This window comes from Streptomyces sp. NPDC033966, from assembly GCF_055575955.1.
Window position 1 is genome coordinate 96,870 of record NZ_JBVIRQ010000019.1, and the last position, 16,241, is coordinate 113,110.

At 73.4% G+C, this 16,241-nt stretch carries 26 protein-coding genes; 15 read left to right on the forward strand and 11 right to left on the reverse strand.

Features of this window, described 5'->3' with window-relative positions:
- Window positions 1–44 precede the first annotated feature (44 nt).
- Window positions 45–389: an STAS domain-containing protein gene (locus ACZ518_RS35345; protein ID WP_469117123.1), complete on the reverse strand. Its 345-nt coding sequence runs from the start codon at window positions 387–389 to the stop codon at window positions 45–47.
- Between the two features lie 192 nt (window positions 390–581).
- Between ACZ518_RS35345 and ACZ518_RS35350 the strand changes: the two genes are divergently transcribed.
- The 4 genes from ACZ518_RS35350 to ACZ518_RS35365 all read left to right on the forward strand — a co-directional run bounded on the left by ACZ518_RS35350 (window position 582) and on the right by ACZ518_RS35365 (window position 3,397).
- A complete protein-coding gene (locus ACZ518_RS35350; protein ID WP_469117124.1) occupies window positions 582–1,505 on the forward strand; it encodes a SigB/SigF/SigG family RNA polymerase sigma factor in 924 nt (307 codons plus the stop codon).
- A gap of 5 nt (window positions 1,506–1,510) precedes the next feature.
- Window positions 1,511–1,822, forward strand: a complete 312-nt coding sequence (locus tag ACZ518_RS35355) for an STAS domain-containing protein (protein WP_469117125.1) — start codon at window positions 1,511–1,513, stop codon at window positions 1,820–1,822.
- Window positions 1,819–2,766: an anti-sigma factor RsbA family regulatory protein gene (locus tag ACZ518_RS35360; RefSeq protein WP_469117126.1), complete on the forward strand. Its 948-nt coding sequence runs from the start codon at window positions 1,819–1,821 to the stop codon at window positions 2,764–2,766. Before ACZ518_RS35355 ends, ACZ518_RS35360 begins: the two co-directional genes overlap by 4 nt.
- 172 nt (window positions 2,767–2,938) lie before the next feature.
- Entirely contained in the window at window positions 2,939–3,397 is a 459-nt protein-coding gene (locus ACZ518_RS35365) for an ATP-binding protein (protein ID WP_469117127.1), read from the forward strand.
- 205 nt (window positions 3,398–3,602) lie between these two features.
- On the opposite strand, the gene ACZ518_RS35370 is transcribed toward ACZ518_RS35365, so the two are convergent.
- On the reverse strand, window positions 3,603–4,010 hold the full coding sequence (locus ACZ518_RS35370; RefSeq protein ID WP_469117128.1) for a VOC family protein: 408 nt from the start codon (window positions 4,008–4,010) through the stop codon (window positions 3,603–3,605).
- A gap of 147 nt (window positions 4,011–4,157) precedes the next feature.
- Window positions 4,158–4,526, reverse strand: coding sequence for a PRC-barrel domain-containing protein (locus ACZ518_RS35375; protein ID WP_469117129.1), 369 nt, complete (start codon window positions 4,524–4,526; stop codon window positions 4,158–4,160).
- Window positions 4,527–4,701: 175 nt separating this feature from the next.
- Between ACZ518_RS35375 and ACZ518_RS35380 the strand changes: the two genes are divergently transcribed.
- Complete coding sequence (locus ACZ518_RS35380) at window positions 4,702–5,097, forward strand: hypothetical protein (protein ID WP_469117130.1); 396 nt, start codon at window positions 4,702–4,704, stop codon at window positions 5,095–5,097.
- 8 nt (window positions 5,098–5,105) lie between these two features.
- Here the strand turns inward: ACZ518_RS35380 and ACZ518_RS35385 are convergent, their stop codons facing one another.
- Both ACZ518_RS35385 and ACZ518_RS35390 read right to left on the reverse strand, forming a co-directional pair.
- The gene (locus tag ACZ518_RS35385) at window positions 5,106–6,086 is read right to left on the reverse strand and encodes a helix-turn-helix transcriptional regulator (protein WP_469117131.1); all 981 of its coding nucleotides are present in this window, start codon (window positions 6,084–6,086) and stop codon (window positions 5,106–5,108) included.
- 288 nt (window positions 6,087–6,374) lie between these two features.
- Window positions 6,375–6,497 (reverse strand): hypothetical protein, encoded by a 123-nt coding sequence (locus tag ACZ518_RS35390; protein WP_469117132.1) that lies wholly within the window; start codon window positions 6,495–6,497, stop codon window positions 6,375–6,377.
- 154 nt (window positions 6,498–6,651) lie between these two features.
- On the opposite strand from ACZ518_RS35390, the gene ACZ518_RS35395 reads away from it, so the two are divergent.
- From ACZ518_RS35395 to ACZ518_RS35440, 10 genes are all read left to right on the forward strand, one after another.
- Complete coding sequence (locus tag ACZ518_RS35395) at window positions 6,652–6,924, forward strand: WhiB family transcriptional regulator (protein WP_469117133.1); 273 nt, start codon at window positions 6,652–6,654, stop codon at window positions 6,922–6,924.
- 98 nt (window positions 6,925–7,022) lie between these two features.
- On the forward strand, window positions 7,023–7,334 hold the full coding sequence (gvpO, locus tag ACZ518_RS35400) for a gas vesicle protein GvpO (protein WP_469117134.1): 312 nt from the start codon (window positions 7,023–7,025) through the stop codon (window positions 7,332–7,334).
- Between the two features lie 78 nt (window positions 7,335–7,412).
- Window positions 7,413–7,847 (forward strand): gas vesicle structural protein GvpA, encoded by a 435-nt coding sequence (locus ACZ518_RS35405; RefSeq protein ID WP_469117135.1) that lies wholly within the window; start codon window positions 7,413–7,415, stop codon window positions 7,845–7,847.
- Window positions 7,844–8,563, forward strand: a complete 720-nt coding sequence (locus ACZ518_RS35410; protein WP_469117136.1) for a GvpL/GvpF family gas vesicle protein — start codon at window positions 7,844–7,846, stop codon at window positions 8,561–8,563. Before ACZ518_RS35405 ends, ACZ518_RS35410 begins: the two co-directional genes overlap by 4 nt.
- A 2-nt stretch (window positions 8,564–8,565) precedes the next feature.
- Window positions 8,566–8,796 (forward strand): gas vesicle protein GvpG, encoded by a 231-nt coding sequence (locus tag ACZ518_RS35415; RefSeq protein ID WP_469117137.1) that lies wholly within the window; start codon window positions 8,566–8,568, stop codon window positions 8,794–8,796.
- A complete protein-coding gene (locus ACZ518_RS35420) occupies window positions 8,793–9,116 on the forward strand; it encodes a gas vesicle protein (protein ID WP_469117138.1) in 324 nt (107 codons plus the stop codon). Before ACZ518_RS35415 ends, ACZ518_RS35420 begins: the two co-directional genes overlap by 4 nt.
- Window positions 9,113–9,949, forward strand: a complete 837-nt coding sequence (locus ACZ518_RS35425) for a GvpL/GvpF family gas vesicle protein (protein ID WP_469117139.1) — start codon at window positions 9,113–9,115, stop codon at window positions 9,947–9,949. The genes ACZ518_RS35420 and ACZ518_RS35425 overlap by 4 nt, the downstream gene beginning before the upstream one ends.
- Complete coding sequence (locus ACZ518_RS35430) at window positions 9,946–10,128, forward strand: gas vesicle protein (protein WP_469117140.1); 183 nt, start codon at window positions 9,946–9,948, stop codon at window positions 10,126–10,128. The genes ACZ518_RS35425 and ACZ518_RS35430 overlap by 4 nt, the downstream gene beginning before the upstream one ends.
- Window positions 10,125–10,397, forward strand: coding sequence for a gas vesicle protein K (locus ACZ518_RS35435; protein WP_469117141.1), 273 nt, complete (start codon window positions 10,125–10,127; stop codon window positions 10,395–10,397). The genes ACZ518_RS35430 and ACZ518_RS35435 overlap by 4 nt, the downstream gene beginning before the upstream one ends.
- Before the next feature lie 41 nt (window positions 10,398–10,438).
- On the forward strand, window positions 10,439–10,825 hold the full coding sequence (locus ACZ518_RS35440; RefSeq protein WP_469117142.1) for a hypothetical protein: 387 nt from the start codon (window positions 10,439–10,441) through the stop codon (window positions 10,823–10,825).
- Window positions 10,826–10,911: 86 nt separating this feature from the next.
- Here ACZ518_RS35440 and ACZ518_RS35445 read toward each other — a convergent pair whose 3' ends face one another.
- The 6 genes from ACZ518_RS35445 to ACZ518_RS35470 form a co-directional block, all read right to left on the reverse strand.
- Window positions 10,912–12,639, reverse strand: a complete 1,728-nt coding sequence (locus ACZ518_RS35445) for a thiamine pyrophosphate-dependent enzyme (RefSeq protein WP_469117143.1) — start codon at window positions 12,637–12,639, stop codon at window positions 10,912–10,914.
- A 21-nt stretch (window positions 12,640–12,660) separates the two neighbouring features.
- Window positions 12,661–14,226: an FMN-binding glutamate synthase family protein gene (locus ACZ518_RS35450; protein ID WP_469117184.1), complete on the reverse strand. Its 1,566-nt coding sequence runs from the start codon at window positions 14,224–14,226 to the stop codon at window positions 12,661–12,663.
- Window positions 14,227–14,429: 203 nt separating this feature from the next.
- Window positions 14,430–15,023, reverse strand: coding sequence for a DinB family protein (locus tag ACZ518_RS35455; protein WP_469117144.1), 594 nt, complete (start codon window positions 15,021–15,023; stop codon window positions 14,430–14,432).
- 116 nt (window positions 15,024–15,139) lie between these two features.
- The gene (locus tag ACZ518_RS35460; protein WP_469117145.1) at window positions 15,140–15,328 is read right to left on the reverse strand and encodes a DUF6381 family protein; all 189 of its coding nucleotides are present in this window, start codon (window positions 15,326–15,328) and stop codon (window positions 15,140–15,142) included.
- A 149-nt stretch (window positions 15,329–15,477) separates the two neighbouring features.
- Window positions 15,478–15,846, reverse strand: coding sequence for a PRC-barrel domain-containing protein (locus ACZ518_RS35465; RefSeq protein ID WP_469117146.1), 369 nt, complete (start codon window positions 15,844–15,846; stop codon window positions 15,478–15,480).
- Window positions 15,847–15,987: 141 nt separating this feature from the next.
- Entirely contained in the window at window positions 15,988–16,149 is a 162-nt protein-coding gene (locus ACZ518_RS35470; RefSeq protein ID WP_469117147.1) for a DUF5670 family protein, read from the reverse strand.
- Window positions 16,150–16,241 lie beyond the last annotated feature (92 nt).

Here is a 16,241-nt window from a genome sequence, read left to right on the forward strand (position 1 = left end):
CCCGACCGGTGAAGGCTAACCCCCGCCGCGGAGCCCCCCGGCCGTCACCGGCCGAGGGCGTCCTCGACACCGGAGTGCAGCGACAGGACCGTGTCCGCGCCGGTCAGGGCGAACAGGCGGCGCAGTTGTTCGCCCGGGGCGGCGATCCGAAGCTCCGTCAGACGGTGCAGCCGCAGCAGCAGGTTGAGGAACGAGGAGTCGCCGAAAGTGACCGAACTCGCATCCAGGACCACCACCCGGTGCCGGCCGGCGGCGGCGGTCAGGGCCTCCTCCAGCGAGGGCAGGGTGTCCTGGTCCAGCTCCCCGCGCGCCACGACGACCCAGCCGGGCCCCGCCGGGTAGCCGCCCCCGACCACGCCGTCTCCCTGCGCGTCCTCTGCTCCGGTCATGTCCGCCTCCCCGGATCTCACCTGTACGGGTTCCGGAATGGAGTATGCATGCCGGCCCTCCCGGCGACGACGCCCCCCTCCGCGGAGCGCGGCCCCCGTGGCGAGGGTCACGTTCCGGTACGTGTAAGGCCCTGATCCGGGGGCAGGAGCGCGGCGGCAGTCATCGGCAGCAACAGGGAGGGAACCGCCACCATGCCTCGTTCGGCAGCAGCCGTAAGCCCTGATCGTGCGACGGACCGCCAGGCGCCGGGCTGTACCCCGCCCGCGGGAGGGGAGTCGCCGGCGGTATCGCCGCTGCCCCGTGTGGAGCAGGCCCGGGAGATCGCGCCGGCGGACGCCCGTGAACTGTCGAGGCTGTTCTTCGGGAAGCTGCGCAGCCTGGAGGAAGGCACGCGGGAGTACCAGTACGCCCGCAACACGCTGATCGAGATGAACCTCTCCCTCGTGCAGTACGCCGCGCGCCGGTTCCGTGCCCGGGCCACCGGGGGCGGGCTCGACATGGACGACATCATCCAGGTCGGAACCATCGGGCTGATCAAGGCCATCGACCGCTACGACCCCGACCGCGAGGTCGAGTTCTCCACGCTCGCGCTCCCGTACATCACCGGCGAGATCAAGCGGCACTTCCGCGACACCACCTGGGCCGTCCACGTCCCGCGCCGCCTCCAGGAGCTGCGCTCCGAGCTCGCCAAGGCCCAGGAGTCCCTCACGGAGAGCCTGAACCGGGCCCCGACCGTCAGGGAGGTCGCCCGGTACCTCGACCTGTCCGAGGAAGAGGTGATAGACGGCCTGGTCGCCGCGAACGGCTACACCAGCGGCTCCCTGGACACCGCCGGCGACGCCGAGGAGACCCAGGGGACGGGCCGCCCCGCCCGCGCACTGGCCGAGAAGCTCGGCGGCACCGACCCCGCCATGGAGCTCTTCGAGGACTTCCACACGCTCGCCCCGCTGCTGCGCCGGCTGGAGCCGCGGGACCGGCTGATCCTGAGCATGCGGTTCGGGCAGGAGAAGACGCAGGCCGAGATCGGCGCCGAACTCGGCATCTCACAGATGCAGGTGTCCCGGCTGCTCTCCCGGACACTGGCCCGGCTGCGCGCCGGAATGCTCACCTCGTAGGAGTCATGGTGGCCCTGACAGCCGTACCGCTGGGAGACCGCGCGGGCACGCGCCTCTGCGGCAGCGGGGACCTCGACACCCGGCAGGCACTGGGCGCGGCGCTGGCCGCGCTGGGCCGGATCCCGGGTTCCGTCGTACACCTCGACCTGTCCGCCGTGAGCTTCCTCGACACGGCAGCCGTGGCCGCCCTGGTGCAGGCGTCGGCCCTCCTCCGCTGCCAGGGCCGGTGCCTGCTGCTCCACGACCCGCCGTACTCGCTCCGCAAGGTCATGGAGATGTTCCCGGACGAATGTGCCGCGCTGGAGGTCGCAGCATGATCACAGTTCCTGCGGCCGACGGCCCCGGGGCCTTCGTCCATCCCGCGCTGTTCTACCGCGGCCCCGACGAATACCTCGCCGGGGTGGGCGGTTTCGTGCGGGCCGCGCTCGCGGCGGACGAGCCGGTCCTGGTCGCGGTACCGGGACTCCGGCTGGACCCGCTGCGGGAGGACCTCGGCGGCGGGGCGGGCGTCGAGTTCGCGGACATGACGCGGCTGGGACGCAATCCCGGCCGGATCCTCGCCGCGCTGCGGGATTTCTCCGAACGGCACGAGGGGCGGCCCGCGCGCATCGTCGGCGAGCCGATCTGGCCGGGCCGTACGCGGGCCGAGGTGCTGGAGGCCACGCGCCACGAAGCCCTCATCAACACCGCGTTCGCGGGCCGCGACGCCACCGTCCTGTGCCCGTACGACGTGGCCGCCCTCTCCCCCGGCGTGGTCGCCGACGCCCGCCGTACGCACCCCACGGTCATCGAGGGCGGCCACGAACTGCCGAGCCCGGGCTACACCGACGCCTCGGTGGTCAGCGGCGACTGCGACGTCCCGCTGCCCGAACCCGGCCCGGGAACGGCCCGCCTCGACTACGCGACCGGGGACCTGGCCCGGGTACGCGAGTTCGCCGAGGCCTGGGCCGACGGGACCTCCCTCGCCGCGGGGCGGCGGGGCGACCTGATCCTCGCCGTCAGCGAGGCCACGGCCAACTCCTGCGCCCACGGCGGCGGCCAGGGCACCCTGCGGCTGTGGAGCACCCCGGGGCGGGGCGTGGTGGCCGAGGTCCGCGACGGCGGCCGGCTGGCCGATCCGCTGGCCGGCCGGCGCCGCCCCCCGCTCGCCTCGACCAGCGGCGGCCGCGGCCTGTGGATGATCCACCAGCTGTGCGACCTCGTCGAGATCCGCGCGACGCGCTCCGGCTTCACCCTGAGACTGCACATGGCCGACGTCTGAGAGCCCGGCCCCCTTAAACTGTCCCGGCACTCGACGTCGCCGGGAGGGTGGCCCGCCGGGTGTCCCCGGCCGGGCCGGGGGCATACGTACCGTCCGGAAGGCGACGGGATCAGCGGGGCCCGAGCGGTCGCCACGAGAAGAAAGCCGTGTCAACGGCGGGGGTGAGACCACAGTGAAGAGCAGCGGATCGCAGACCGGCCATCCACCGCGCCCCGGGGTGGCGGGGCAGCGCCGGCTCCTGGCGCTGGCCGGGGCCCGGGGACAGGTCGCCAAGGGCCGTGACTTCACGCGGCAGGCGCTGCGGGACTGGGGGTGGGACGGGACCGAGACCTCGGAGGACACCCTGCTCGTCGTCTCCGAACTGGTGACCAACGCCGGTCTGCACGCGGACGGCTGCATCCAGCTGGTCCTCACCCGCGGTGAAGCCCTGCGGATCGAGGTGTTCGACGGCTCCACGGCGCAGCCGCGCCGCCAGCCGTCCCCCAGGCGGGGCGTCCCGGGCGGTCACGGGCTCTACATCATCGACCGCCTGTGCGACCGCTGGGGCTCCGAGGTCCACGAGCGGGGCAAGGTCGTGTGGGCGGAGATCGAGGCTTCCCGGCTGGTCTCCGGCAGGCCCGCGGCGGGCTGAGCCGCCCCGCCGGCGGCCGCCCGGACGCGCGTTCGCGGATCGGTCGGCGGGCGGGGGGTTTGAAGGTGCGGATCGGGGACACACGCGGGGTGTCGGTGCGTTGCCCCTTTGAGCGGTGTGGCAACACCCGAGAGCGGTGGCCGCACTCCGTTTTCCGTCCCCCCGGAACGGAGTGCGGCCATCGGCTGCTTCCTGCCCGGAGGGCTCAGGCGGCCGGTTCGCCGAGGGCCGCCAGGACGAACGCGTGGCCCGCCGGGTCGGCGTAGCGGCGCTGGGTGGTCCTGCTGCCGGGCCGGGTGTCGTCCGCCTCCGCCGCCACCGGGCGCGCTCCGAGTGCCACGGCCTCGCGCTCCGCCTCGTCGAGGGTGTCCGGGGTCACGAGGATGTGCAGGTGGGGCTGCTGGGAACCTTCGGGCAGCGGCCAGCTGGGCGGTACGCGGTCGGGGTCGTGGCGGACGCCGAGGACGGTGCCCGTGGGGCCGGAGACGAGGAGGAGGCCGGCGTCGCCGTCGGCCGGGCCCACCTCGGCGCCCAGCAGGGAGGCGTAGAAGTGGGCCAGCGGTCCGGGCTCCGCGCAGTCCAGTACGAGGACGCTTGTCTTGGGTACGGTCATGGACCGCGTGTGCCCTGCGCGGCCGCCCGCACACGTGGTGTCACGCGGGAGCGGGACGCGCGTGCTCCCCGGAGCCCGTGGAGCGCCGGGGAGCACGTGGAGCACCGGGGAGCCGCGGCCGAACCGGTCGGTGCCGGCCCCGGTGGTTCAGAAGGGGCGGCCGCCGAAGGCGTCGCCCTGCCGGTAGTAGGCGGTGAGTTCGTCGTGGTAGCCGGGGCTCCCGAGGTGCGTCTCGCGGTGGAACTCGGGAGCGTTCTTGATCTGCTCCTTGGTCCGGTCCACGTAGATCTTCTCCTCGTCCAGGTCGATCCGGGAAACGGTGCCGGCCGGCAGGAGGACCTCCTTGCCGAAGATCCACACGCCGGTGTCGACCACGATGTAGGCGGAGCCGGCTTCGTCGGAGTGCTTGTCGACCTTGCCGATGCTCCCGTCGACGGCTTCGACCTTGAAGCCGGCGAGGTCGATGCCCTGCCGGCGGCCCGAGGTCTCCCTGTATCCCCACACGTTCTCGGTCATGTCGGGTGGCCCTTCCTGATCGGGGGTGTCGCTTCCTTGCGTGATCCCGCGCCTGCCCCGCCCGCCCGGTCTCACACGGGCACCGGGCAGGGGCGTTTCGTTTTGCGGACGGGCGGCCGGGATCCGTTCGCGCAGGGGCTTTCGCCTCGGGCTCCGGGTCGCTGGAGTGGGGGGCATGCCCCCCACACAGGACGCACCGCCCTCCGAGCCTTCCGACGAGGGGGGCGACGACGACTTGTGCCGGCTGGTCCGGCGCGTCCTGGCGCGGGCCGGCTTCGACACGTCCTCGCGGGAGGGGGACGGTCTGCGCGTGTGGGCGGCGGCGGAGGGGGTCATGGTGGGATGGGTCGCCCGCGAGGTGCTGCGGCCGACCTTCCAGGTCCACGGCCACGAGGAGGACCTGTCGAGGTTCACCTCGCTGGCCGGCCTGCACAAGGCGCTCCGGACGGCGCTGGCCGTGATCCTGCGCGAGGCGGGCCTCGACGTGGTCCCCCACGGGGAGCACCTGCTCACCGTCCGGCCGGGGACGCCGGCGGCGGAGGGAGGGGCGGGCGGCGCGGCCGGGCCCTGAGCCGCCGCTCAGGACCCGGCGAGCGTACGGCTGGGCGGGCCGCCGTAGGCGGCGCGGTAGGCGGCGGCGAAACGCCCCTGGTGGTGGAAGCCCCAGCGGTTCGCGACGGCCGTGACCGTGTCCCGGGAGGGGTCCGCCGCGACCAGGTCGGCGTGGGCCAGCGCCAGGCGTACGCGGCGCAGGTACGCCGTCGGGGTGGTGCCGAGGTGGCGTCGGAAGGCGTACTGGAGGGCCCGGGGGGTGACTCCGGCAGCGGCGGCCATCTCGGCGAGGCCGATCCCGGAGGCCGGCTGCGATTCGATGAAGGCGACCGCACGGCGGACGGTCTCGGGCGTGGCGTCCCGGGTGTCGCAGAGCACGGGGTCGGGGCGGGCGTTGGTGGGGAAGGCGGCCAGGACGGTCGCTGCAAGCATCCGGGCGGCGGCGTCGAGCACCAGCGGTTCGCCCGCCGCCGGCAGGGCGAGGATGCTCTCCTCGACGTAGTCGACGGTCCTCTTCCACTGGTCGGCCATGACCGTGGAGACGGGGGTGAAGCGGGTGAAGCGCAGTGGGCGGAGGGGCCGGTCCGCCGGGCGGCCCGCGAGCTCCTCCACCAGTGCGAGGGGCACCGTGACGGCACGCAGTTCGGCGGAGTACACCCGGCCCGCGTAGGGCAGATGGGGCTGCGAGATGACCAGGACGTCGCCCGGGCCGGCCTCGGTGACGTCGTCCGCGCACTCCCGGGCCATGCGGCCGCCCACCACGTGCGTGACGGCCACGGCACCCAGGGGGCCGGTGGCGTAGGCGTACTCGGTGCGCAGGGAGATGGTGCTCAGCGATACGGGACCCGCGCTGTCGCGGGTGTACCGGAAGGTGCTCCGGGGCGCGGGCGCCTTCATGCGCAGGCTGGTCCCGTAGGCCGACTTCAGCCAGTCCCGCGCCACGTCCACGTCGGAGGTCCGGAAGGCGTGCCCGCCCGGCGGCCCGGCGGCGTGCGGCTGTCGTTGCATGGTGGAGGCGTCCTCTTGCGCGGCGGCGCGGCACGGAGGAGCTGCGCGGGCTCAGCCTACGTCGGGAAGCGGCTGCGCCGGGCGCGTTCGTGGCGGGCGGGCTCAGCTGCCCGGAACCCCGGGCGGGCGGGGCGGGCGGGGCGCCTGTGCCTGCCCCTGGCCGCCGCCGGCTCCGGTCCGCCGGAGGTCCTCGCGGGCCCCAGCACGCGCTCCTCGTACCGGCCGAGCCCGAGCAACACGCACATCAGCAGTGGCGGTACGAGCAGCGCCAGGAACAGCACGGGAGGGCTACCTGTGCCGGGCGAGGGTGGCCACCAGGACGACGAGGGCGAAGGCCACCACCAGCAGGTGGAGCCAGACGGGTCCGGATTCGGCGGCCCAGGCCAGTGCAGCGGTCGTGTTCGTTGTCATACGGACGCGCTTGCCCCCGCTCGGAGAGGTGACACGGCCCGGGGCCGACTCGCTCGTGGGCCGAACCCCGCCCGGGACTACGGGCTTTCGCCAGGTTTCATTCGAACCGGCGGGAACAGACGCGCTCCTGACACCGACACCGAAGGAGCCGGAAATGCCGAAGCCTCCCCCTCTCCCCGGTCCTGTGCTGACGCACTGGGCCTGGCAGTCCCGAGCCGTGTGCAGGGGGCTGGACTCGGAGCAGTTCTTCGGCCCCTGGAACGAACAGCGAGGAGACCGGGAGCAGCGCGACCGGGAGGCCAAGGAGTTGTGCGCGTCCTGCCCGGTACGGCAGGCCTGCCTGCGGCACGCCCTGCTGATGGGCGAGTCCTACGGCGTGTGGGGCGGCCTGACGGCCGGAGAGCGGCGGCGGCTGCGGGCCGCCTAGCCGCCGCACCGGAGGGTGCTGCGGGCGCTGGTCGTGCCCGGTTCCGGCGGCGCCCGTTTGGGGGTGACGCGTGCGGACATACGCGCCAGGAGGAAGACATGGCCGACTCACCTGACGAAGAAGAGAAGAGGGCGGGCGGGAGCAAGCCGCCCGTGCGGGCCGCTTCGGTGATCCGGGCCGCGATGGAACAGCTCTCGGAGCTGCTGTCGCAGCCGGCCGAGGGGGTCAGCCGCTGCGAACGCGACGAGGACGGCGCCTGGCACCTGTCGGTCGAAGTCCTCGAACTGGCCCGCGTTCCGGACACGATGAGCTTGCTGGCGTCCTACGAGGTCGAGGTCGACGCCGGGGGCGAGCTGGTCGGGTACCGGCGCGTCCGCCGTTACGAGCGGGGCCGTGCGGACCGGCGCTGAAGCGGCGCTGCTCCGCTTCCCGGACCGCTCCCCCGCCCCCGTCCCCCGTCCCCCGAAGACGAAAGGGAACCGGAAGCTATGACTGTCGTTCCTGCCCAGCCCGCTCCCGCCACTGCCGGCGGTGGCTCCAGCGGCCTGTACGACGTCCTCGAACTGATCCTGGACCGCGGCCTGGTGATCGACGCGTTCGTACGCGTCTCCCTCGTCGGCATCGAGATCCTGAAGATCGACATCCGTGTGGTGGTGGCCAGCGTGGACACCTACCTGCGCTTCGCCGAGGCGTGCAACCGCCTCGACCTGGAGGCCGGGCCCCGCAAGAGCCCGGGGCTTCCGGAACTCGTGGGCGAGGTCACCGAGTCCGGGGCGCGCGGAAAGACGAAGGGCGTCCTGAGCGGTGCCGCGCAGACGATCTCGGACGCCCTCGGCCGGGACCGCGAGGAGACCTCGGAAGAGAAGACCGAGAGCCGGCCCCGCGGCCGGCGCACCACCGCCCGCCGGGAGGAGAAGGAATGACCACGTACGTGTACGGCATCGCCCGGGCCGATCAGAGCCTGCCCGACACCCTCGAAGGTGTGGGAGAGCCACCGTTGCCCGTGCGCACGGTACGCAGCGGGAAGCTGGTGGCCCTGGTCAGTGACGCGCCCGCGGAGCTGCGGGCGAAGCGGCGTGACCTGCTCGCCCATCAGCGGGTGGTGATCCAGGCAGGCGGTGGCGGCCCCGTACTGCCCCTGCGGTTCGGCGGGGTCTCCCCCGACGACGACACGGTCACGTCCGTCCTCGAACGGCGCCAGGAGGCCTACCTGGAGCGGCTGGCCGAGCTGGAGGGCAAGGACGAGTTCAACGTCAAGGTCTCGCACCAGGAGGACGCCGTCCTCTTCGCCGTGGTCAGCTCGGATCCGGAGCTGCTCGCCCTGCACCAGGCCAACCGGGCGGCGGGCGGGGGCACGCACGAGCAGAAGCTGGCGTTCGGCGAGCGAGTGGCGCGGGCCGTTGCCGCGCAGGGGCGGACGGACGCCGTCCTGGTCGAGGAGACGCTGCGGCCGTACGCGGCCGCCCTGCGGCACGGACCGGGAGGGCCGGGGTGGCCGGCGAACCTGTCGTTCCTCGTGGCCCGTGAGCGGCGGGAGCGGTTCCTGCAGGCGGTGCGCCACCTCCACGAGGAGCACGAGCACCTCCAGGTGCAGGTGACGGGACCGCTGCCCTCGTACAGCTTCGCGGACGCGGACTGACCATGGGGCTGCTCAAGGAGGTGCTGCTGCTGCCGGCCGCCCCGCTGCGGGGAACCGTCTGGGTCCTGGAGCAGGTCGTCGCCGAGGCCGAGCGGCAGTACCGCGACCCGGCCGTGGTCCACCGTGAACTCGCCCTGCTCGTCGCGGCGTTCGAGGGCGGCGAGCTGGACGCGGCCGAGTTCGACCGCCGGGAGGACGAACTCCTGGCACGACTGGAAGGCACCCGGTCATGACGACGCCCTCCGGCCTCCCCCGGCCCGCCTACGGTGACGGGGGCTCCGGCGCCGATCTCGCCGACATCCTCGAACGGGTCCTCGACAAGGGCGTCGTCATCGCCGGCGACATCCGCGTCAACCTCCTCGACATCGAACTGCTCACCATCAGACTGCGCCTGGTCGTGGCCTCGGTGGAACGGGCCAAGGAGATGGGGATCGACTGGTGGGAGCGGGACCCGGCCCTGTCCTCGAAGGCCCGCCAGGGCGAGCTGGGACGGGAGAACGAGGAGCTGCGCCGGCGCGTCGCGGAGCTCGAAGCGCGGCGGGAGCGGGCATGAGCGGGCCGGAGCTGTTCTACGTGTACGCCGTCGTCGCGTCGGGCACCGGCCCCTCGGCCGCCGACGGGGTCCGCGGGGCGGGGGACGCCGGGGTCACGGTGGTCGACGACGGGGTGCTGGCCGCGGTGGTCGGGGCGGTCGATCCCGCCGGGTTCGACGAGAGCGCGCTCCGCGGGCAGCTGGAGGACCTGGACCGGCTCGCCGCTCTCGCCCGGGCCCACCACCGGGTGGTCGCCGCCGTCGGGCGCCTGCGCACCACCGTGCCGCTGGGGCTGGCCACCGTATGCCGGGGCGAGGAGGGGGTCCGCAGGCTGCTGGCCGAGGGGCGCGAGCGGCTGTCCGAGGCCCTCGTACGGCTGGCCGGTGCGCAGGAGTGGGGCGTGAAGCTGTACGCGGCCGCCCCCGCTGAAGGGGACGCGCCGGCGGCTCCGCCCGACGCCGGGGGCGGAGCCGGGACCGGGACCGGGACCGGGACCGGCCGGGAGTACCTCCGGCGCCGCCTCGGCGACCGCCGCCGGCGCGAGGAACGGGCCGGCCTGGCCGCCGGAACCGCCGAGCGGGTCCACCGGCGGCTGGCCGCGCGGGCCACCGAGTCGGTCCTGCACCCCCCGCAGCAGGCCCGGCTCTCCGGCCGGCCGGACACGAACGTCCTGAACGCCGCGTACCTCGTGCCGTGTGAGGCGCGCGAGGCCTTCCTCGACGCCGTCCCCGGCCCCGCCGACCTCCCGTCCGGCATCCGCGGCGAGGTCACCGGTCCGTGGGTCCCGTACTCCTTCACCCGGACAGCCGCCGAGCGGCGCGAGCAGCGCGAGCAGCGCGAGGGGCAGCCATGACGGGCGAGCAGGTCGCACTCGTCGACCTCCTCGACCGGCTGCTCGCCACGGGAGTGGTCCTGGCCGGCGACGTCACCTTGAGCATCGCAGGCGTCGACCTCGTCCGCATCGACCTCAAAGCCCTCGTCAGCTCGGTCGGCGAGGCCGTGCCCTCCCCCTGGAAGCAGGTGGGCGCGTGAGTGCGCCACGGCGGGTGGACCTCGACCCCGATACCGTCGAACGCGACCTGGCCCGCCTGGTGCTGACCGTCGTCGAGCTGCTGCGGCAGCTCATGGAACGGCAGGCGCTGCGGCGGGTCGAGGCCGGCGGCCTGAGCGAGGACCAGGAGGAGCGGCTCGGCCTGACCCTCATGCTCCTGGAGGACCGTATGGAGCTGCTGCGGACCCGCTTCGGCCTGGAGCCCGAGGACCTCAACATCGATCTGGGTCCGCTCGGCAAACTTCTCTGAAGGGCGCGCATACCGAACACGGATCCGGCTACACGCGCTACATGACCCCATCAGAGAAGTCCGACAACGGCAAGACGACCAGCAGCAGTTCCCGTTCCTCATCCAACGGGACGACCACCCGTCAGAGGGCCGCCGGAGCCGCCCGGGCCGCGGCCGGTGCGACGGCCGAAGCCGAGGAGCGGGGGGCCGCCGGTCCGGAGGTCCTGCCCGCCCCGCTGTCCGAGAAGGCGCGGGCGGCCGCGCAGGCCCTGCGGGGGCGCCTCGGCGACCCCGGGCGGGTGTGGGCGGCGGTGCGGGCCCGCAAGGCCGTCAGCGCAGTGGCGGCCGGCGGGACGGCGGCCGTCCTCGGCACCGCGTACGCGATCGGCCGCCGCGCGGGACTGCGCCGGCGCGGGCCGCTCTCCCGGCTGACCGGCGGCCGCATCTGAATCCGCGTCGCGCACGGCGTACACGAGGGCGGCCCCCACCGGGTGGGGGCCGCCCTCGTGGGTGCGGCCGCGCCGGGCACCGTCCGTCAGTGCTCGCCGCCCGGCAGGATCTCCTTGGCCTTGGCCACCGCGTAGCCCCAGCCCTGCGCCACGGTCGGCCGGCCCGGGACCGCCACTTCCTCCGGGTTGGTCAGCACGTCCAGCAGGACCGGTCCCGGGGTGGCCAGGGCGCGGCGTACGCCGTCGTCGAGATCGGCGGGGTCCGTGACGCGGATCCCCGTCAGGCCGAGGGCCGTGGCGACGGCGGCGAAGTCGGGGTTGTCGAGTCCGGTGCCGAATTCGGGCAGGCCCGCCTGCTCCTGCTCCAGTTTGACCATGCCCAGGCTGCGGTTGTCGAAGACGATCAGCTTCACCGGCAGCCGGTACGCCGTGACGGTCATCAGGTCGCCCAGCAGCATGCTCAGCCCGCCGTCCCCGCAGAACGCGACGACCTGCCGGTCGGGCGCCCAGAGCTGGGCCCCGATGGCCTGCGGCATGGCGTTGGCCATCGAGCCGAGGTTGTAGGAGCCGATCAGCCGCCGGGCGCCGCGCATGGTGACGAAGCGGGAGAGCCAGACGGTCGCCATGCCGGTGTCGGAGGTGAAGACGGCGTCCTCGTCGGCGTGGGCGTCCACGGCGGCGGCCAGGGCCTCGGGGCGGACGTCGTGGTCGCGGTTGTCCAGGACCGCCCGCAGCTTCCCGACCGGGCGACGTTCGAGGGCGGGGTCGGCCAGCCTGCGCTGCCCCTTCTCCCACGTGGCGAACCGTTCCCGGGCGTCGTCCAGGTGGGTGCGGTCCGGCGCCGCCTTCAGCAGCGGCAGCAGGGCCCGCAGTGTGGCGCCGACGTCGCCGGCGAGGGCGGCGTCCACGGGGGTGCGGCGCCCCAGGTGGTCCTCCCGGGCGTCGATCTGGACCACCCGGCAGTCCTTCGGGTACCACTCCCGGTACGGGAAGTCGGTGCCGAGCATGAGGAGCGCGTCACCGGTGTCGAGGGCGTGGGCGGCGGCGGGGTTCCCGATGAGGCCGGTCTGGCCCACCTGGAAGTCGTTGTCGCCCTCGAAGCCCTCCTTCGCCTTCAGGGTGAGCACCATGGGCGCCGAGAGCAGTTCGGCGGTGCGCAGGACCTCGGTCCGGGCGTCGCGGGCCCCGCGGCCGACGAGCAGGGTCACGCGGGAGGCCGCGTTCAGTATCCCGGCGGCGTGGGCGAGGGCCGGTTCGTCGGGCCGGGTGACGGCCCGGCCGAGCGCGAAGCGGGTGGGCCGGTCCTCGCCGAGCTGTTGGCCGCCCAGGTCTCCGGGGACGGTCAGGACGGCCACGCCGCCCTGGGTGACGGCGGCCCGTACGGCGCTCTCCAGCATGCGCGGCATCTGGTCCGGGGAGGTCACCGTGGCCCGGTAGACGGCCACGTCGCGGAAGAGCAGGTCGTTGTCGACTTCCTGGAAGTAGTCGCCGCCCATCTCGGCGAGGGGGACCTGTCCGCAGATCGCGAGGACGGGCGTGCGGCTCTTGGCGGCGTCGTAGAGGCCGTTGAGGAGGTGGACGGAGCCGGGGCCGACGGTACCCGCGCACACGCCGAGGGTGCCCGAGAGCTGGGACTGGGCCCCCGCGGCGAAGGCTGCGGCCTCTTCGTGCCGGCAGCCGATCCAGTCGACCCCCTCGGTGGTGCGGATGGCGTCGGTCAGCGGGTTCAGGGCGTCCCCGACGACGCCGAAGACGTGCTGGACGCCCAGTTCCCGCAGCGAGTTGACGATGAGATCGGCGACGGTACGTGCCACGGCGGTGTCCTCCGGTCGGGTTCAGCGGGTGAAGCGGTCCGGGTGGGCCGCCTTCCAGTCGCCTGCCCAGCCTTCCGGCGCGGATGCGAGCAGTTCGCCGGGGGTGAGCCAGTCGTGCAGTTCGGCGTAGGAGCGGACGGTGTGCGGGTCCGTGCGCTGGAGCAGCATGTGGGGGCGCAGGTCGCGCGGGTCGCCGACGCCCATGGCCGCCATGATCTGGAGGGCGCTCTTGACGGTGGCCTCCTGATAGCGCCTGACGCGCTGGGCCTTGTCGCCCACGTCGAGGGCGCGGGCGCGCCGGGGGTCCTGGGTGGCGACCCCGACGGGGCAGGTGTTGGTGTGGCAGCGCTGGGCCTGGATGCAGCCGACCGCGAACATCATCGCGCGGGCGGCGTTGGTGTAGTCGGCCCCCTGGAGGAGCCGCCGTACGAGGTCGCCGCCGGTGGCGACCTTGCCGCCGGCCCCGATCCGGACGCGGTCGCGCAGACCGGCGCCGACCAGCGCGTTGTGCACCGTCATCAGCCCGTCGCCGAGCGGCAGGCCCACGGTGTCGGCGAACTCCAGGGGCGCCGCGCCCGTTCCGCCCTCCGCTCCGTCGACGACGATGAAGTCGGGTGTGGTGTCCTCCTCCAGCATGGCCTTGCAGACCGCCAGGAACTCACGGCGCGACCCGGGGCACAGCTTGAAGCCCACGGGCTTGCCGCCGGCGAGTTCGCGCATGCGGGCCAGGAAGCGGACCAGCTCGCGGGGTGTGGAGTACACGCGGTGGTAGGGCGGTGAGATCACCGTCTCCCCCTGGGGCACGCCTCGTACCCGGGCGATCTCGGCGTTCACCTTGCGGCCCGGGAGCACTCCTCCCATGCCGGGCTTCGCGCCCTGGCTGATCTTCAGGGAGACGCACTTGACCTGGGGGTGGGCCGCCTTGTCGGCGAACTGCCGCGCGTCGAAGCCGCCGTCCGGCGTACGGCACCCGAAGTATCCGGTGCCGATCTCCCACACCAGGTCCCCGCCGGGGCGCAGGTGGTAGTCGGACAGGCCGCCTTCGCCGGTGTCATGGGCGAAGCCGCCCATTCGGGCGCCGGTGTTGAGGGCCAGGACGGCGTTGGCGGACAGGGAGCCGAAGCTCATCGCCGACACGTTGAGCAGGGCCATGTCGTACGGCCGGCGGCAGTCGTCCCCGCCGACGCGGACCCTGGGCGGTTCGGCCCGTACCGGCAGCGGGGCCATGGAAGGCACCAGGTACTCGCTGCCGGGCCGGCCGAGGTCGCGCTCGGTGCCGAACGGCTCCTCCGCGTCGGTGCCCTTGGCCCGTTCGTAGACGATGCTGCGGGTGTCGCGGTCGAAGGGGCGGCCGTCGAAGTTCCGCTCGATGAAGTACTGCTGGATCTCCGGCCGCAGGGCCTCCAGGGCGAAGCGCAGGTGCCCGAGCAGAGGGTAGTTGCGCAACAGGGAGTGCCTGCGCTGCAGGAGGTCGTACGCGGCGACCGCAAGGAGCAGGAGCGAGGGAACCGCCACCGCCCACGACCAGGGCGGGGCGAGGACGGCTGCGCCCGAGGCGCACAGGGCCGGCAGGACCAGGGGAAGTATCTTCAGCACGCTCCGCTTGTGTCCCGCTTGCCGGTGGCCATTCCCTGGCGGGCGGGGCGGCGTACGCACTCCGCCGGGCGGAGTCGGCCCTCGCGGATCCGGCGGCCGAGGTACGGCGGCGTCGCGCCGGGGCCGCCACCGTCGTCCGGTGGCGGCCCGGCCCGGCTCCGTACACGGCGGACGGGCTCTGAACGTTCCCGGCGTCAGCTCGGTTCGGCCTGGGCCTGCTTGGCGGTCGCCTCCAGCCTGTTCCAGTACTCCTGGTACCAGGCCGCGTCACCGCCGGCCATGTTGCTGTTGGCCGCCCGCATGCCGGTCCTGCCGTCGATCAGCTCGCGCACGATGTCGCAGTGGCCGGCGTGCCGGTTCGTTTCGGCCGTCATGTGCAGCATGATCCGCTGAAGGGTGGCGTCGCCGCCCTCGCCCCACCACGCGACGTGGCCCATCGCGTCGAGCGGCAGCGCCTCGATCGTCGCGTCCGCGTGGGCCCAGGCGCGGCGGTACAGGCCGAGGACGTCCTCGCGTGACTCGTCCAGGGTCGCCCACATGTCCGCGTTGGGCTCGGCGTCCTCCTCGTGCCAGGGGAGGAGTTCGCCGTGCGGGCGGCCGAAGGCCGGGCCGAAGTAGCCGAACTCGACGCTGGCGAGGTGCTTGACGAGGCCGAGGAGGTTGGTGCCCGTCGGCGTCAGGGGGCGGCGGACGTCGTACTCGGACAGCCCGTCCAGCTTCCAGACGACGGCTTCGCGCGCCGCCTTGAGGTAGCGGTGCAGGTCGTCCTTGGGGTCGTTGAGCTTCATGCGGCCGAGTCTCGCACCGCCCGCCGCCGGCGGCCGCATGATTTCCGGGCGGCTCACGAACCCTCTCGCTCCCGGATCGTGGAGACGACCCGCACCAGGGACGGCGCGCGGGCGGGCTACATCGGGTCCATGGTGGCGCTCTCCGGCCCGTGGAGTTCTTCGAGCTTCTGCCGGATGTGCAGGGCCTTCTCGTTCAGCCGCCGGCGTTCGTCGGGGTCGGTGGACCGCTGGGCCGCGAGTTCGAGCTCCTCGGCCTTCGCGCGCATGTTCTGGGCCTGGTCGTCGGGACGGCCATCGCTGTTCATGGTTCTCCTCCGGATCGGGGCTGGCTGACTCCACTCAAGCACTCCCCGGAGCCCGGGCACCGGAGCGGTGCCGTGGCGGCCGCGATCCTCACCGCGAAGGACCCGCCCGGCCCGCGGTACGGCATCGCCTCCGGAACTCCGTTCCGCGGTCAGGCCGGGCGGCCCCCGAAGGGAGCGCCGGTGCCGTAGTAGGTGCCCAGCTCCTCTCGGTACCCGCTGTCGCCGAGGTGCTGTTCCCGGTGGAACTCGGGAGCGTCCTTGATCTGGCCCCTGGTGCGGTCGACGTAGATCTTCCGGCGCTCCGGGTCGACACTCACCACCGTGCTCGCGGGAAGCAGCACCTCCTTCCCCAGGATCCACACCCCGGTGTCGACCAGCAGATAGGCGTCACCGACCTCGTCGGAGTGCTTGTCCACCTTGCCGATGCTGCCGTCCGTCGCCTCCACCTTGTAGCCGGTCAGGTCGGTCCCGGCCAGATGGCCCGAGGTCGACTTGTAATGCCATACGCGCTCGGTCACTCTGATCAACTCCTCTGGGTTGCGGAATTCGGCGGGAGCGTCCCGCCGCTATGCCATTCGCCCGACTTTCCGGCCGGAGCGCGGGAATTCACTGCGGATGGCCGAGGTGCGCCGGCTGCGCCGGCCCGCTCGCGCGGGGTGCTACCAGCGGTACCAGCGGGCGCTGCCGCCCTTGGGCCGGGCAACGAAACCGACCAGCCACAGCACCAGCACGATGACCGCGACCCACCACAGGATTTTCAAAGCGAACCCCGCACCGAAAAGGAGCAGGGCCAGCAGAAGAACGAGAAGCAGGGGAATCATGTGCATCAACCTCCAAGACCGCGGATTCCCTTGCATTCAGACCTCAAACACCGGAATGGGGGTTGAGAACGGCCCCGGGAAAGTCGCCGGAC

What these genes read in the sequence shown, in the direction of transcription:
- ACZ518_RS35345 (WP_469117123.1), bottom strand. Translation starts at nt 389, where the DNA reads ATGACCGGAGCAGAGGACGCGCAGGGAGACGGCGTGGTCGGGGGCGGC.
- ACZ518_RS35350 (WP_469117124.1), top strand. Translation starts at nt 582, where the DNA reads ATGCCTCGTTCGGCAGCAGCCGTAAGCCCTGATCGTGCGACGGACCGC.
- ACZ518_RS35355 (WP_469117125.1), top strand. Translation starts at nt 1,511, where the DNA reads ATGGTGGCCCTGACAGCCGTACCGCTGGGAGACCGCGCGGGCACGCGC.
- ACZ518_RS35360 (WP_469117126.1), top strand. Translation starts at nt 1,819, where the DNA reads ATGATCACAGTTCCTGCGGCCGACGGCCCCGGGGCCTTCGTCCATCCC.
- ACZ518_RS35370 (WP_469117128.1), bottom strand. Translation starts at nt 4,010, where the DNA reads ATGACCGTACCCAAGACAAGCGTCCTCGTACTGGACTGCGCGGAGCCC.
- ACZ518_RS35375 (WP_469117129.1), bottom strand. Translation starts at nt 4,526, where the DNA reads ATGACCGAGAACGTGTGGGGATACAGGGAGACCTCGGGCCGCCGGCAG.
- ACZ518_RS35380 (WP_469117130.1), top strand. Translation starts at nt 4,702, where the DNA reads ATGCCCCCCACACAGGACGCACCGCCCTCCGAGCCTTCCGACGAGGGG.
- ACZ518_RS35385 (WP_469117131.1), bottom strand. Translation starts at nt 6,086, where the DNA reads ATGCAACGACAGCCGCACGCCGCCGGGCCGCCGGGCGGGCACGCCTTC.
- ACZ518_RS35390 (WP_469117132.1), bottom strand. Translation starts at nt 6,497, where the DNA reads ATGACAACGAACACGACCGCTGCACTGGCCTGGGCCGCCGAATCCGGA.
- ACZ518_RS35395 (WP_469117133.1), top strand. Translation starts at nt 6,652, where the DNA reads ATGCCGAAGCCTCCCCCTCTCCCCGGTCCTGTGCTGACGCACTGGGCC.
- gvpO (WP_469117134.1), top strand. Translation starts at nt 7,023, where the DNA reads ATGGCCGACTCACCTGACGAAGAAGAGAAGAGGGCGGGCGGGAGCAAG.
- ACZ518_RS35405 (WP_469117135.1), top strand. Translation starts at nt 7,413, where the DNA reads ATGACTGTCGTTCCTGCCCAGCCCGCTCCCGCCACTGCCGGCGGTGGC.
- ACZ518_RS35410 (WP_469117136.1), top strand. Translation starts at nt 7,844, where the DNA reads ATGACCACGTACGTGTACGGCATCGCCCGGGCCGATCAGAGCCTGCCC.
- ACZ518_RS35415 (WP_469117137.1), top strand. Translation starts at nt 8,566, where the DNA reads ATGGGGCTGCTCAAGGAGGTGCTGCTGCTGCCGGCCGCCCCGCTGCGG.
- ACZ518_RS35420 (WP_469117138.1), top strand. Translation starts at nt 8,793, where the DNA reads ATGACGACGCCCTCCGGCCTCCCCCGGCCCGCCTACGGTGACGGGGGC.
- ACZ518_RS35425 (WP_469117139.1), top strand. Translation starts at nt 9,113, where the DNA reads ATGAGCGGGCCGGAGCTGTTCTACGTGTACGCCGTCGTCGCGTCGGGC.
- ACZ518_RS35430 (WP_469117140.1), top strand. Translation starts at nt 9,946, where the DNA reads ATGACGGGCGAGCAGGTCGCACTCGTCGACCTCCTCGACCGGCTGCTC.
- ACZ518_RS35440 (WP_469117142.1), top strand. Translation starts at nt 10,439, where the DNA reads ATGACCCCATCAGAGAAGTCCGACAACGGCAAGACGACCAGCAGCAGT.
- ACZ518_RS35455 (WP_469117144.1), bottom strand. Translation starts at nt 15,023, where the DNA reads ATGAAGCTCAACGACCCCAAGGACGACCTGCACCGCTACCTCAAGGCG.
- ACZ518_RS35460 (WP_469117145.1), bottom strand. Translation starts at nt 15,328, where the DNA reads ATGAACAGCGATGGCCGTCCCGACGACCAGGCCCAGAACATGCGCGCG.
- ACZ518_RS35470 (WP_469117147.1), bottom strand. Translation starts at nt 16,149, where the DNA reads ATGATTCCCCTGCTTCTCGTTCTTCTGCTGGCCCTGCTCCTTTTCGGT.